The organism is Nonomuraea sp. NPDC001699 (assembly GCF_053596455.1).
Genome location: NZ_JBSFGF010000025.1, coordinates 119,918 through 133,021, shown reverse-complemented (window position 1 = coordinate 133,021; position 13,104 = coordinate 119,918). Strand labels below are relative to the sequence as shown.

At 73.2% G+C, this 13,104-nt stretch carries 15 protein-coding genes; 9 read left to right on the top strand and 6 right to left on the bottom strand.

What is annotated here, in order from left to right:
• The 3 genes from ACWCSU_RS43885 to ACWCSU_RS43875 all read right to left on the bottom strand — a co-directional run.
• Window positions 1-312: HAMP domain-containing protein (locus ACWCSU_RS43885; RefSeq protein ID WP_449942446.1), on the bottom strand; the 312-nt coding region annotated here is incomplete at its 3' end.
• A 184-nt stretch (window positions 313-496) separates the two neighbouring features.
• A complete protein-coding gene (locus tag ACWCSU_RS43880) occupies window positions 497-871 on the bottom strand; it encodes an STAS domain-containing protein (protein WP_357705562.1) in 375 nt (124 codons plus the stop codon).
• Between the two features lie 329 nt (window positions 872-1,200).
• Window positions 1,201-2,178 carry a helix-turn-helix transcriptional regulator gene (locus ACWCSU_RS43875; RefSeq protein ID WP_449942445.1) on the bottom strand — a complete coding sequence of 326 codons (978 nt, stop codon included), beginning with the start codon at window positions 2,176-2,178 and terminating at the stop codon, window positions 1,201-1,203.
• Window positions 2,179-2,317: 139 nt separating this feature from the next.
• Here ACWCSU_RS43875 and ACWCSU_RS43870 point away from each other — a divergent pair, with 139 nt between their 5' ends.
• Window positions 2,318-3,511 carry an amidohydrolase gene (locus tag ACWCSU_RS43870; protein WP_449942444.1) on the top strand — a complete coding sequence of 398 codons (1,194 nt, stop codon included), beginning with the start codon at window positions 2,318-2,320 and terminating at the stop codon, window positions 3,509-3,511.
• 13 nt (window positions 3,512-3,524) lie between these two features.
• Here ACWCSU_RS43870 and ACWCSU_RS43865 read toward each other — a convergent pair whose 3' ends face one another.
• Genes ACWCSU_RS43865 through ACWCSU_RS43855 form a run of 3 tightly spaced genes read right to left on the bottom strand, consistent with a single transcriptional unit; the run spans window position 3,525 to window position 6,494 of the window.
• Window positions 3,525-4,178 (bottom strand): GntR family transcriptional regulator, encoded by a 654-nt coding sequence (locus tag ACWCSU_RS43865; RefSeq protein ID WP_364098286.1) that lies wholly within the window; start codon window positions 4,176-4,178, stop codon window positions 3,525-3,527.
• A 5-nt stretch (window positions 4,179-4,183) separates the two neighbouring features.
• Window positions 4,184-5,152, bottom strand: coding sequence for a LysR substrate-binding domain-containing protein (locus ACWCSU_RS43860; protein WP_449942443.1), 969 nt, complete (start codon window positions 5,150-5,152; stop codon window positions 4,184-4,186).
• A gap of 31 nt (window positions 5,153-5,183) precedes the next feature.
• Complete coding sequence (locus tag ACWCSU_RS43855) at window positions 5,184-6,494, bottom strand: MFS transporter (RefSeq protein ID WP_357705557.1); 1,311 nt, start codon at window positions 6,492-6,494, stop codon at window positions 5,184-5,186.
• Window positions 6,495-6,667: 173 nt separating this feature from the next.
• On the opposite strand from ACWCSU_RS43855, the gene ACWCSU_RS43850 reads away from it, so the two are divergent.
• The 8 genes from ACWCSU_RS43850 to ACWCSU_RS43815 are packed head-to-tail and all read left to right on the top strand — an operon-like array spanning window position 6,668 to window position 13,096.
• The gene (locus ACWCSU_RS43850; RefSeq protein WP_449942442.1) at window positions 6,668-8,101 is read left to right on the top strand and encodes a 2-hydroxymuconic semialdehyde dehydrogenase; all 1,434 of its coding nucleotides are present in this window, start codon (window positions 6,668-6,670) and stop codon (window positions 8,099-8,101) included.
• A gap of 8 nt (window positions 8,102-8,109) precedes the next feature.
• Entirely contained in the window at window positions 8,110-8,919 is an 810-nt protein-coding gene (locus tag ACWCSU_RS43845; protein ID WP_357705555.1) for a 2-keto-4-pentenoate hydratase, read from the top strand.
• Window positions 8,916-9,662, top strand: a complete 747-nt coding sequence (locus tag ACWCSU_RS43840) for a 2-keto-4-pentenoate hydratase (protein ID WP_449942441.1) — start codon at window positions 8,916-8,918, stop codon at window positions 9,660-9,662. The genes ACWCSU_RS43845 and ACWCSU_RS43840 overlap by 4 nt, the downstream gene beginning before the upstream one ends.
• Window positions 9,659-10,087 (top strand): RidA family protein, encoded by a 429-nt coding sequence (locus ACWCSU_RS43835; protein ID WP_364098270.1) that lies wholly within the window; start codon window positions 9,659-9,661, stop codon window positions 10,085-10,087. The genes ACWCSU_RS43840 and ACWCSU_RS43835 overlap by 4 nt, the downstream gene beginning before the upstream one ends.
• Window positions 10,084-10,626, top strand: coding sequence for a 3-hydroxyanthranilate 3,4-dioxygenase (locus ACWCSU_RS43830; protein WP_357705552.1), 543 nt, complete (start codon window positions 10,084-10,086; stop codon window positions 10,624-10,626). The genes ACWCSU_RS43835 and ACWCSU_RS43830 overlap by 4 nt, the downstream gene beginning before the upstream one ends.
• A gap of 2 nt (window positions 10,627-10,628) precedes the next feature.
• Window positions 10,629-11,606 (top strand): amidohydrolase family protein, encoded by a 978-nt coding sequence (locus ACWCSU_RS43825; protein WP_449942449.1) that lies wholly within the window; start codon window positions 10,629-10,631, stop codon window positions 11,604-11,606.
• On the top strand, window positions 11,603-12,793 hold the full coding sequence (locus ACWCSU_RS43820) for a carboxylesterase family protein (protein WP_449942440.1): 1,191 nt from the start codon (window positions 11,603-11,605) through the stop codon (window positions 12,791-12,793). The genes ACWCSU_RS43825 and ACWCSU_RS43820 overlap by 4 nt, the downstream gene beginning before the upstream one ends.
• A 21-nt stretch (window positions 12,794-12,814) precedes the next feature.
• Window positions 12,815-13,096, top strand: coding sequence for a DUF7336 domain-containing protein (locus tag ACWCSU_RS43815; RefSeq protein ID WP_449942439.1), 282 nt, complete (start codon window positions 12,815-12,817; stop codon window positions 13,094-13,096).
• Window positions 13,097-13,104 lie beyond the last annotated feature (8 nt).

Genomic DNA, 13,104 nt, shown 5'->3' with positions numbered 1-13,104 from the left:
GACCGACTCGGTCAGGTCCTTCCAGGTGCCCGACACCGACGGCACGTCGGCCTGACCGCCCAGCCGCCCGTCGGTGCCCACCTCACGGGCCACCCTGGTCACCTCGGAGGTGAACAACGACAGCTGGTCGACCATGCCGTTGAACACCGAGGCGATCTCACCGAGCAGCCCGTCGGCGTCCTCGGGCAGACGGGTGCGGAAGTCGCCGTCCCGGACCGCCGTCAGCCCGCCGAGCAGCTGACGCAGCCGAAGCTCGTCGACCTCGGCACCCCCGGACGCGCTACGGGAGCCACCGGTCATCGCTTCGCTCATGTCACCCTCGTGTCCTACGACGTTGTCAGGACTGTCCTGCGACGACCTCGCGAACGGCCCCCATCAGGAGACCATGAGCGAGGTCATTGACGGGACAATCGTGGTTGTTGTCCATCCGGATTCTAGAACCGGCGCCCGTGATCTTCATGCCTGTCCGCCGACATGCGGCGCGGACGCGGGACGGTCACGACGACTCGCGGAGGTCGTCGGGGCGCGGCGCGCCCATCGCCGCCACGGCGTCGCCGACGTCTTCGTGCACGGTCAGCGAGGACCACACGCCGGTGACCTTCAGCACGCGCTCGGGCAGTTCCTGCACGGCGGCGAGGCGGAGCACGCCGCCCTGTTCGAGCACGGCGGCGTTGAGGCGTAACAGTATGTGCAGGCCACGGCTGTCCATGAAGGTCAGGCCGCCCAGGTCGAGCACCACTCCCGCCCCGGGCCGCCGGCGCCGCTCGGTGAAGGACTCCAGCCGCGGTGAGTTGGAGGAGTCGAGCTCGCCCGTCACGGTCACCAGCACGCCACCGGGCAGGTCGCGGCCGGTCAGGGTCAGCGGGGTCACGGTGCCTCCGGCCGCCGGGCAGCACGAAAGCCCGTCCGGCCGGAAAGGCAGGCGGACGGGTGCGAAGGCGGACGGAGCAGGTCAGGCATCACGGCCCGGCGATGGGATCGGCTCAGTCACGTGACCGGCGCGGTCGGCCGGCCACCGGAACTGTGCCCGCTCTTGAGCGCCTGGCCTGCGGCTATGGCCTCGCCACGGTCGCGTGGTGCTGCCGCTGTGGCCGGGACTCAATCGCGATCATCTCCTCCCGCGCCGCTGCGATCCGTGCTCGCCTCCAACCCTTGACCCTTCGGCGGTGGCCGGTCAGCACACGAGACGAAGAATCCGGCTCACTCCCGTCCACGGAACGAAACGGGCGAGGGAGCGCCGGTCGCGGCGTGCAGGGTCTCGCCGGGCGCGCAGCCGAAGGCGGCCCGGTAGAGCTGGGCGAACCGCCCGGGGTGGAAGAAGCCCCAGCGGGCGGCGACGGCGGTCACCGTGGTGGCGGGACCGCCGGCCTTCAGCTCGGCGTGCGCGCGGGCCAGCCGGGCCTGGCGCAGGTAGCCCAGAGGGGTGGTGCCCAGGTGCCGGCGGAAGGCGTACTGGAGGGCGCGGGGGGTGACGCGGGCGGCGGTGGCGATCTCGTCGAGGCCGATGGGCAGGTCGGCGTGGTCGTCGATGAAGGCCGTGGCGCGGCGCAGCGCCTCGGGACGGGCGCCGGGGGCGGCCGAGGCGTCGGCGTTGGTCGGCAGCGCGGTGAGCACGCTGGCGGCCAGCAGCTGACCGGCGGTGGAGACGACGAGCGGCTCGGCGGTCAGCTCGGGATCGGCCAGCACGTCGTCGCGCAGGTAGGCGAGCGTGCGGCGCAGATGGCGGGCGGCGGCAGGGGAGACCGGACGGTGCCCCACCAGCCGCACCGGCTCGGCCCGGCGGCCGGGCAGCGTGCCGGCCACCTGCTGCAGCAGCACGGGGTCGAACATGATGATGTCGTAACGCGAGCGGCGGATCTCGCCGGTGTAGGGCAGGTCGTGCGGGGCGAACAGCACGGCGTCGCCCGGGCCGAAGACCTCCTCCTGGCCGCCGGCGACCTGCTGGGCGATGGTCCCGGACTCGACCGAGCACAGGCACACCTTGCCGAGGGGGTTGACGTCGTAGCTCATCGCGTATTGGAGGTGGAGCTGGTCGATGCTGACCGAGCCCATGACCTGGCGCGAGATCCGGGTGCGGGGGTTCTTCACGTCGGAGCCGATGCGCATCTTGGCATATGCCTTGCTGAGGAACTCCTCGGTCTGGCCGATGTCACGGCTGTCGAAGACCTCTGGGCCCATCGGACCACCTCTTTCCTGTCGGGGCGACCGCGCGTGCCGCGGCCTGTGCCGATTTTCTCAGTCGGGTACAACAACGGCCGGCGCGGCGGCGACAGGGCCTCTGCCTGGGGCGATCCGGGTTTGGTATACCATTTTTCGGGTGACTTCCTGGACAATCGCCAACGTGCGCCCCTGGGGCGGCCCGCCCGTGGACCTGACCATCGACGGTACCCGGATCGCCGGCGTGCTCCCGGCCGGGACGGCCCCGCCCGCGGGCGAGGTCGTCGACGGCCGGGGCCTGCTCGCCCTGCCCGGATTCGTCAACGCCCACGCCCACGTCGACAAGAGCTGGTGGGGCCGGCCCTGGGTGTCGTACGGCGGCGTGGCCACCACGCAGGGCCGGATCGAGCACGAGCGCGCGGAACGGGACCGGTACGGCATCCCGGGCGTCGAAGGGACCGTGGCGGTGCTCCGGGAGTTCCTGCGGCACGGCACCACGGCCACCCGCACCCACGTCGACGTCGACCTCGGCGTCGGCCTGCGCGGCATCGAGGCCGTCCGCGAGGCCGCGCAGCGCCTCGGCGGGGCGATCGACGTCGAGATCGTGGCCTTCCCGCAGGACGGCGTCGTCCGCCGGCCGGGCGTGCTCGACCTGCTCGACCAGGCCGCCCGGGCGGGCGCCACCAGCATCGGCGGCATCGACCCCGCGAGCATCGACCGCGACCCGGTCGCCCAGCTCGACGGCCTCTTCGCGATCGCCGAGCGGCGCGGCGTCGGCCTGGACATCCACCTGCACGACGGCGGCGAGCTCGGCGCGTTCCAGTACGAGCTCATCATCGACCGCACGCTCAGGACGGGCCTCCAGGGCAAGGTCACCGTCTCCCACGGCTTCGCCCTCGGCGAGCTGGCCCCCGAACGCCAGCGCGCCCTGCTCGACGACCTCGGCGCGGCGGGCATCTCCTGGGCGACGGTCGCGCCGGTGCGCACCGCGCCCCTTCCGTGGCGGGGCATGGCCGAGCGCGGGATCGGCCTCGGCCTCGGCACCGACGGGATCAGGGACCTGTGGTCGCCGTTCGGCGACGGCGACATGCTGCGCATCGCCCTCGGCTTCGCCCGCCTGCACGGGCTGCGCGCCGACGACGAGCTCACCGCCGCCGTCGAGCTGGCCACGACCAAGGCGGCGCCGTTCGTGTACCGCGACCGGCACGACCTCGTCGCGGGGGCGCGGGCCGACGTCGTGCTCATCGACGCCGAGAACGTGCCGGACGCGCTCGTGCGGGTGCCGGCGCGGGCGCTCGTGGTCGCCGGCGGCCGGGTGGTCGCCCGCGACGGCGAACCGCTCCTGGACGCCTGACTCCTACGCAGAGTCAGGGACGGGCCCGCCGGTCCGCGTGCTCCCTGGTGAGGCGGCCGCTGGTCTCCTCGTGCCGGGCGACCAGCTCGCCGACGCGGGCCACGTCGCGGTCGGCGATCGCCTCGTAGAGCTCACGGTGCTCGTCGGCGACGAGCTGGAGGTCGTCGTGCCGGCCGAGCAGCCAGCGCATCCGGCTGCGCAGGACCTGACCCAGCTCGACCAGCAGGTCGTTGCCCGCGATGGCGGCGGCCGTCTCGTGGAAGTCGGCGGCGGCGCGCCGGGCGCGGATCGCGTCGCCGGCGTCCGCCGCCCGCAGCTCCGCGTCGAGGTCGGCGCGCAGCCGCCGCAGGCCCTCGGCGTCGTGCCGCAGGGCGGCCAGCCGGAAGGTGACGGCCTCGAACGCCGAGCGCACCTCCACCAGGTCGGCGACGTCGCGGGTGCTGAACTCGCGCACCACGGCCCAGGTGCGGGGACGCAACGTCACCAGCCCCTCGGCGGCCAGGGTGGCCAGGGCGTCGCGCACGGGCACCCGGCTCACGCCGAGCTCGGTGGCCAGATCGCGTTCGACGAGCTTGCTGCCCGGCGGGCGGACGCCGTCGAGGATGTCGTCGCGCAGCCGCCGGATGACGCGTACGGACTCGGGCTCGAACCCGGCTCCTGCCATCATGCCCCTCAGTCTCCCACCGGCGCCGAGTCGGACGGGTCGCCCTTCTCGCCGGTGTCGAGGTCGCGGGCCTGCTGCTGGAGATGGGAGAGCATGACCTTGCCCGCGGGCGTCAGGGCGCGCGCGCCGGGCAGGGTGGCGCCGACCGAGCGGCGCACCGACGGCAGCGGCACCTGGAGTTCGAGGAGCTGGGGGTCTGTCCTGACGAAGAGCGCGGGCAGCGCGGCGATCATGTCCGTGCCGAGCAGCAGGGAGCGGATCGTCAGGATGGAGGTGCACTCGGTGCGGTCGGGCGGCAGCGGCAGCCCGTTGCGGTGGAACACCTGCTCCAGCTCCCGCCGCAGCGAGGTCTGCTCCAGCGGCAGGATCCACGGGTAGGCCAGCAGGTCGGCCAGCGCGCGGGCGTGCGCGGCCGGATGCCCGGCGCGGGCGACCAGCAGCACGGGCTCGTTGTAGAGCGGGAGCTGGCGCAGGTCGGGGCGGTCCTCGATCGGGTTGAGCCGGCCGAGGATCAGGTCGAGGTCGCCGCCGGTGAGCTGGGGGACCAGCGAGTCGAACGTGCCCTCCTTGACGATCACGGTGATGCCCGGCCGTTCGGCCTTCAGGGCGGCGATCGAGCGGGGGAGCAGCACGTTCGTGGCGGCCAGCAGGGTGCCGACGGTGACCGTGCCGGCCGTGCCGTCGGCCAGACCGGCGATGCGCTCGCCCGCGCGGCGCAGCTCGGCCTGCACGGCGCGGGCGTGGTCGATGAACGCCTCGCCGAAGAGGGTGGGCGTGACGCCGCGCGATCCGCGGGTGAACAGCTCCACCCCGAGGATCTGCTCCACCTCCCGCAGCCCCCGGGTCACGGCGGGCTGGGCCAGGTGGAGGTGCTCGGCGGCGCGCAGGACGCCGCCCTGCTCGGCGATGGTGGTCACGAGCACGAGGTGCCTCAGCTTGAGCCGGCCGTTCAGCAGGTCCAGCGGACGAGATATCACGAAATCATCATATGAGCAGGGTGAACCTGCTCTATTTCGCTATGTCGGCGAGGGCCGGCTGGTCACCCAGGCGTTCGGCGTCGTTGCGGGGGATCAGCAGCGCGGCGACCAGGCTGATGACCGTCACCACGGTCAGGTAGGCGGTGATCGACAGCGAGGTCCCGGTCGAGGCGAACAGCGAGGCCGCCACCAGCGGCGTGATGCCGCCGCCCAGCAGCGAGGCGAGCTGGTAGGCCACCGACGTGCCGGAGTAGCGGATCGCGACCGGGAAGAAGCTGGCGGTCAGCGTGCCCTGCGGCGCGTGCGTCATGGCCAGCACCGCGCCCATCACCAGCATGAACACCACGATCAGCGGCTTGTTGCCGGTGTTGACGACCGGCAGGATCGCCAGGGCGCCGGCCAGCAGCACCACCGAGCCCCAGGCGAAGACCGAACGCAGCCCGTGCCGGTCGCCGAGGTGCGCCCACAGCGGCGCGGTGACCAGCCACACGGCGGCGCCGCCGATCACGCAGCTCAGCAGGAACGTCCGCGACAGGCCGGCCGCGGCCTCGCCGTAGCCGAGGATGTAGACCATGAAGATGTAGGCCAGCGCGCTGTTGCCGATGATCACGCCGATGGTGTGCACCACCTCGCGCCAGTGGTCGCGCAGCACCACCGCGATCGGCAGCTTGACCGGCTTGCGCCGCTCGACCAGGTCGGCGTAGTCGGGGCTCTCCTCGATGCGCAGCCGCAGGTACAGGCCGACCGCCACCAGCACGATGCTGAGCAGGAACGGCACCCGCCAGCCCCAGGCCATGAAGCTCTCCTCGCCCAGCAGCGAGGACGTGCCGAGGAAGACGGCGTTCGCGCAGAGCATGCCCGCCGGGGTGCCCATCATCGGGAACGCCCCGTACAGGCCGCGCCGGCCCTTGGGTGCGTGCTCCATCGTGAGCACCACCGCGCCGCCGAGCTCGCCGCCCAGGCCGATGCCCTGGGCGACGCGCATCACCACGAGCAGCACCGCCGCCCAGACGCCCATGCTGTCGTACGTCGGCAGCACGCCGATCAGCGTCGTGCCGATGCCCATGATGAGCAGCGAGACGACGAGCGTGTTGCGCCGCCCGATCCGGTCGCCGAAGTGGCCGAAGACGATGCCGCCGAGCGGGCGGGCCAGGAATCCCACGGTCATGGTGCCGAAGGAGGCGATGGATCCGGCGACCGGGTCCATGGCGGGGAAGAACTGCTTGTTGAAGACGAGGGCCGCGGCGGTGCCGTAGAGGAAGAAGTCGTACCACTCGATGGCGGTGCCGATGAAGGCGGCCCGCGTGACGCGGCGGGCGGCCAGACGGCGATCTGTGTCCATCACTCTGTGCCTTCCGGATATGGGTACGGAAGAGGATGCACGCTGGTGGTATGCCAGAACGAATACCGATTCGGTCGGGAGGCATAGCAGAACTGACATATAACGAAATAAGGATGGCCAGGCGATATTTCGGTATTGGACTGTTATGGCGGGCAATCTGGAGAATGTCGGCCATGAAGCCCGCGCACTACGTCAACGGCGTCTTCACGACGGCGGGGACGGACTTCCCCCTCATCTCGCCCGTCGACGGACGCACCGTCGGGACCGTCCCCGAGGCGTCCCGCGAGACCGTGGACGAGGCGGTCAGGGCCGCCCGCGCCGCGCTCGACGGCCCCTGGGGAACCGCCGGAACCGAGGAGCGGTGCGCGTACCTGCGCCGGATCGCCGACGGCATCGAGGCCAGGTTCGAGGAGTTCGTCGAGGCCGAGGTCGCCGACACCGGCAAGCCGCGCGAGCTGGCCGCGACGGTCGACATCCCGCGCGCCGCCGGCAACTTCCGCGCCTACGCCGACCTCGCCTACGGCCGTCCCGAGCGGGCGTACTCCACCGGCGTCCCGGCCTGGAGCGGCAGCGGGCAGGCGCTCAACTACACCGTGCGCCGCCCGCTCGGCGTGGTCGCCGTCATCTCGCCGTGGAACCTGCCGCTGCTGCTGCTCACCTGGAAGGTCGCGCCCGCGCTGGCCGCGGGCAACGCCGTCGTCGCCAAGCCGTCGGAGGAGACCCCCTCGACCGCCACGCTGCTGGCCGAGGTGATCGACGCGGCGGGCCTGCTGCCGGGCGCGTTCAACCTGGTGCACGGCCACGGCGCGGGGGCGGCCGGCGAGCACCTGACCGCCCACCCCGGCGTGGACGCCATCGCCTTCACCGGCGCCTCGGCCACCGGCAGCGCCATCATGCGCAACGCCGCCGCGCACGTCACCCCGGTCTCCTTCGAGCTGGGCGGCAAGAACCCGGCCCTGGTCTTCGCCGACGCCGACCTGGAGGAGGCGGTCGAGGGCACGATCCGCTCCAGCTTCACCCACTCCGGCCAGATCTGCCTGTGCACCGAACGCGTCTACGTCCAGCGCCCGATCTTCGAGGCGTTCACGCGGGCGCTGGCCGAACGGGCGAGGGAACTGCGCGGCTACGGGCCGATGATCTCGGCGGAGCACCGCGACAAGGTCCTGTCCTACTACCGGCTCGCCGTCGAGGAGGGCGCGACGGTGCTGGCCGGCGGAGGGGTGCCGGAGTTCGGCGACGCCCGCGACGGCGGCTTCCACGTCGAGCCCACCGTGATCACCGGCCTGCCGCCGCACGCCAGGACCGTCCGCGAGGAGGTCTTCGGCCCGATCTGCCACGTGGCGCCGTTCGACGACGAGGACGAGGCCGTCCGGCTGGCCAACGACAGCCCGTACGGACTGGCCGCCACCGTGTGGACCACGGACCTGTCGCGCGCCCACCGCGTGGCGCCCCGGATCCAGGCCGGCATCGTCTGGGTCAACTGCTGGAACCTGCGCGACCTGCGCACCCCGTTCGGCGGCGTGAAGGCCTCCGGCATCGGGCGCGAGGGCGGCGAGTACTCGCTCGACTTCTTCTCCGAGCCCGTCAACGTGTGCGTCAAGATATGAGGACGAAAGTGACAGACAACCATCGCGCCGCCGCGGCGCGGCTGCTGGAGGCGTACGCGTCCGGCAGCCCGTGCGAGCCGGTCCGCGACCTGGTCGACGGCCTGGAGGCGGCCTACGCGGTGCAAAGCCTGCTCACCGAGCGCTGGGTCGGCGAGGGCAGGCGGATCACCGGCCGCAAGGTGGGCCTGACCAGCAAGGCCGTGCAGCGGCAGCTCGGCGTCGGCTCGCCCGACTTCGGCGTGCTGTTCGCCGACATGGCGGTGCCCGACGGCGAGGAGATCCCGGCCGGCGCGGTGCTCCAGCCGCGCGCCGAGGCGGAGGTCGCGCTCGTGCTCGACCGCGACCTGCCGCACGAGCGCCACACGGTCGCCGACGTGATCGCCGCGACGGCGTTCGCGCTGCCCGCCATCGAGGTCGTCGGCAGCCGCATCCGCGACTGGGACATCACCCTGGCCGACACCGTCGCCGACAACGCCTCGGCCGGCCTGTACGTGCTCGGCAACCGCCCGGTCCGGCTGGGCGACGTGGACCTGCGGCTGGCCGGGATGGTCATCGAGCGGCGCGGCGAGCAGGTCTCGACCGGCGTCGGCGCGGCCTGCCTGGGCCACCCGCTGCACGCCGCCGTCTGGCTGGCCGACACGCTGGCCGCGCTCGGCCGTCCGCTCCGGGCGGGCGACACCGTGCTGACCGGGGCGCTCGGCCCCGTCGTCCCGGTGCGGCCGGGCGACGTGCTGGAGGCCCGCATCGACGGGCTCGGCGACGTCCGCGCCGCCTTCGCCGACGAGTCCGCCGCCGACGACGAGAAGGAGGACCGGTGAACGCGCTCGCGCAACGCCTGGACGACGCCACCCTGACCGGCCGCGCCATCCCCCGCCTGACCGACGCGGCCGACCTCGACGTGCCCGCCGCGTACGAGGTGCAGCGCGCCCTGATCGAGCGGCGGCTGGCCCGCGGCGAGCGGATCATCGGCGTCAAGATGGGCTTCACCAGCCGCGCCAAGATGGTCCAGATGGGCGTGGACGACGTCATCTGGGGCCTGCTCACCGACGCCATGCTCGTCGAGTCCCGGCTCGACACCTCCGGCCTGATCCACCCGCGCATCGAGCCGGAGATCGCGTTCCTGCTGGACCGCCCGGTGCGCGGCCCCGCCGACGCGGCCTCGGCCGTCGGCGGCGTCGCGGTCGGGTACGAGGTGCTCGACTCCCGTTACGAGGGCTTCAGCTTCACCCTGCCCGACGTCATCGCCGACAACGCCTCGGCCAGCGGCTTCGGCGTCGGCCCCTGGCGCCGCCCGCAGGACGCCGACGACCTCGGCAACGTCGGCCTGATCATGGAGATCGACGGCCGCCAGGTCGCCGGCGGCTCGTCGGCGGCCATCCTCGGCCACCCGCTGCGCGCCCTGACCGCCGCCGCCCGGCTGACCAGGGCCGCCGGGATCGAGATGGAGGCCGGCTGGATCGTCCTGGCCGGGGCGGCCACGGCGGCCGTGCCGCTGCCCGCCGGGGCGCACGTGCGCGTCGGCGCCGCCGGCCTCGGACACGTGGAGGTGACCACCCGATGAGCGACGACGCGCTGCTGGTCGAGGGCAAGGCCCGGCCCCGCGGCAGGTTCCCGCACGTCAAGCGGGCCGGCGACCTGGTGTTCGTGTCCGGCACCAGCTCCCGCCGCCCCGACGGCTCCTTCGCCGGGGCGAGCGCGGACGAGCTGGGCACCACCAGCCTCGACATCCGCGAGCAGACCAGGGCGGTGATCGAGAACATCGCCGACCTGCTGGCCGCCGCCGGAGGCGGCCTGGAGGACGTGGTGAACGTGACCGCGTACCTGGTCAGCATGAACGACTTCGGCGGCTACAACGAGGTCTACGGCGAGTACTTCGACGAGAGCGGCCCGGCCCGCACCACGGTCGCCGTCCACCAGCTCCCGCACCCGCACCTGCTGATCGAGATCTCCTGCACCGCCCTCATCCCGCAAAGGAGTCCGGCATGATCCCCCCCTTCAACCTGAACAAGTGGATCGACGAGCACCAGGACCTGCTCAGGCCGCCGGTCGGCAACGCGCAGATCTGGAAGGACGCCGACCTCATGGTGACGATCGTGGGCGGCCCCAACCAGCGCACCGACTTCCACGACGACCCGATCGAGGAGTTCTTCTACCAGCTCAGGGGCGGTATGGTGCTGCGGGTCATGGAGGAGGAGGGCAAGCCGCCGGTCGACGTGCAGATCGGGGAGGGCGACGTCTTCCTGCTGCCGCCGCACGTGCGGCACTCGCCGCAGCGGCCGGTGCCCGGCTCGATCGGCCTGGTCGTCGAGTTCGCCCGTCCGCAGGGCGCGCTCGACGCCTTCGAGTGGTACTGCGTCAACTGCCACCGCCTGGTCCACCGCGCCGAGGTGCAGCTCCAGTCGATCGTCGACGACCTGCCGCCGGTCTTCCGCGCCTTCCACGAGGGCGACCGCACCTGCCCCCACTGCGGCGCCGAGCACCCCGGCAAGGACTGGCCCGAGCATCTGCGGCCGGTGGTCCGGTGACCATGATCGACGTGCACGCGCACGTCTTCCCGCGGATCAGCCGCGAGGAGGCGAGGATGCTCGCGGGCGCCGGCGAGCCGTGGCTGCGCGACGGCATGATGATGAGCGGCGAGGACGACTACCGCCCGGTCACGCCCGAGCTGTGGGACCCCGAGGCCCGCGTGGCCGCGATGGACCGCACCGGCGTGGACGTCCAGGCGATCTCCTCGACCCCGCTGCTGTTCGGCTACGCGGCCGACCCGGCCCGCGCCGCCGAGTGGTGCGCCATGGTCAACGACCGCGTGCTCGACCACTGCGCGCAGGCCCCCGACCGGCTGCTGCCGCTGTGCCAGGTGCCGCTTCAGGACGCCGCCCTGGCCGCCAGGACCGTCATCGAGGCCAAGGCGGCCGGCCACCGCGGCGTGCACATCGGCAACCACGTCGGCCCGCGCAACCTGGACGACCCCGACATCGTCGCCTTCCTCGCCCACTGCGCCGAGCAGGACATGCCGGTGCTCGTCCACCCCTGGGACATGCTCGGCGCCGACCGCATGCGCGGCCACATGATGCCGTGGCTGGTCGGCATGGCGGCCGAGACCCACCTCGGCATCCTGTCGCTGATGTTGTCCGGGGCGTTCGAGCGGCTGCCGACCTCGCTGCGGCTGTGCTTCTGCCACGGCGGCGGCAGCTTCGCCTACCTGCTGGGACGGGCCGACAACGCCTGGCACCACCGCGACATCGTTCGCGAGCACTCGCCGCGGCCGCCGTCGGCCTACACCGACCGTTTCCACGTGGACTCGGCCGTGTTCGACCCGCGCGCCCTGCGGCTGCTGGTCGAGGTGATGGGGGCCGACCGCGTCATGCTCGGCACCGACTTCCCGTTCCCGCTGGGGGAGCAGGAGCCGGGCGCGGTCGTACGGGCCTGCGCCGAGCTGGACGACGAGGGTCGCGCCGCCGTCCTGGGCGGCAACGCCGCCGCCTTCCTCGGGCTCGCGGGATGACGGTCGCCGACACGCCTCTCGGGGCGCTGCGCGGCGTCCGGGCGGGCGGCGTGAGCACGTTCAAGGGGGTGCGGTACGCCGCGCCCGCCCGCCGCCTCGCCGCGCCGGAGCCCGCGCGCCCCTGGCGGGGCGTCGCGGACGCCCGCACGCCCGGCCCGCCCGCGCCGCAGCGGCCCGGCCGCATGGCGTGGGTGCCGGGCCTGGAGATCGACCCGGCCGCGTCGGCCGAGGACTGCCTGTTCCTCAACGTCTGGACGCCCTCCACCGAGGGACGCCGTCCGGTGCTGGTGTTCCTGCACGGCGGCGCGTTCGTCTTCGGCTCCGGCGACCAGGCGATGTACGACGGCACCGCGCTCGCCCGCGACCACGGCCTGGTCGTGGTGACCGTCAACTACCGGCTCGGCCTGCCGGGCTTCTGGCACGGCGACGGCGTCCCGGCCAACCTGGGCCTGCGTGACCAGATCGCCGCCCTGGAATGGGTGCGCGGCAACATCGCGGCCCTCGGCGGCGACCCGGCCGACGTCACCCTGGCCGGGCACTCGGCGGGCGGCACCTGCGTGCTGGCCCTGCTGACGTGCGCGCCCGGCCTGTTCGCCAGGGCCGCGGCGATGAGCCCCGTCCCGTACGGGTTCCGCACGCCCGCCCAGGCCGCCGACTGGACCGCGGCGGCCCGCTCGGCGCTCGGCGCGGACCCGTACGCCGTGCCGCTCGCGGACCTGCTGGCCGCCGAGGAGGCCGCCGTACGCGCCTGCGGCCCGGCCCCGGACGGCCTGCTGCCCGTCGCACCCGTCGTGGACGGCGACCTGCTGGCCGTCCACCCGATGGAGGCCATCCGCACGGGCGCCGCCGCGCCGGTCCCGCTGCTGGTGACGACCACGGCCGAGGAGACCCGCCTGTTCAGCGCGATCGGCCAGGACGGCCTGGACACCGATGCCGTCTTCACCGGCCCCGCCCAGGAGATCGCCGCGGCTCACCACGGCCCCGCCGGGCACCGGATCTGCGGGCACCGCTCGCCCATGAGCCACGGCGGGATCGAGCTGGGCGCCTGCCACCTGGTGGACGTCCCCCTCTACCTCGGCACCCACGGGACCCCGCTGACCGGCACGGGCCCGCACGTGGACGCGCTGGCACACTCGATGACCACCGACTTCGCCCACTTCTGCCACGGCGCCCCACCCCCCGACTGACCCGCCGACGGAGGCCCCGAATTGCCCGCTCCCCGCGTCTACCTCCTCTGGCACGTCCACCACGTCGCACGGGACGAGGACGGGAACGTCATGCATTTCGTCGACGGCGACTTCTCGGCCCAGGAGGACCGAGGAGACGACGTCAAGTTGCTCGGCGTCTACTCCAGCCAGGAGCGGGCCAGACAGCGCATCGCCTCGGCGCGGGAGCTGCCCGGCTTCCGCGACGAGCCCCGCTGCTTCTGGTACGGCGAGCACGAGATCGACACCGACAAGTGGACCGAGGGCTTCGTGACGGAACCCTGAGCCTCGGG

What these genes read in the sequence shown, in the direction of transcription:
- ACWCSU_RS43825 (WP_449942449.1), top strand. Translation starts at nt 10,629, where the DNA reads ATGATCGACGTGCACGCGCACGTCTTCCCGCGGATCAGCCGCGAGGAG.
- ACWCSU_RS43850 (WP_449942442.1), top strand. Translation starts at nt 6,668, where the DNA reads ATGAAGCCCGCGCACTACGTCAACGGCGTCTTCACGACGGCGGGGACG.
- ACWCSU_RS43830 (WP_357705552.1), top strand. Translation starts at nt 10,084, where the DNA reads ATGATCCCCCCCTTCAACCTGAACAAGTGGATCGACGAGCACCAGGAC.
- ACWCSU_RS43865 (WP_364098286.1), bottom strand. Translation starts at nt 4,178, where the DNA reads ATGATGGCAGGAGCCGGGTTCGAGCCCGAGTCCGTACGCGTCATCCGG.
- ACWCSU_RS43855 (WP_357705557.1), bottom strand. Translation starts at nt 6,494, where the DNA reads ATGGACACAGATCGCCGTCTGGCCGCCCGCCGCGTCACGCGGGCCGCC.
- ACWCSU_RS43875 (WP_449942445.1), bottom strand. Translation starts at nt 2,178, where the DNA reads ATGGGCCCAGAGGTCTTCGACAGCCGTGACATCGGCCAGACCGAGGAG.
- ACWCSU_RS43820 (WP_449942440.1), top strand. Translation starts at nt 11,603, where the DNA reads ATGACGGTCGCCGACACGCCTCTCGGGGCGCTGCGCGGCGTCCGGGCG.
- ACWCSU_RS43835 (WP_364098270.1), top strand. Translation starts at nt 9,659, where the DNA reads ATGAGCGACGACGCGCTGCTGGTCGAGGGCAAGGCCCGGCCCCGCGGC.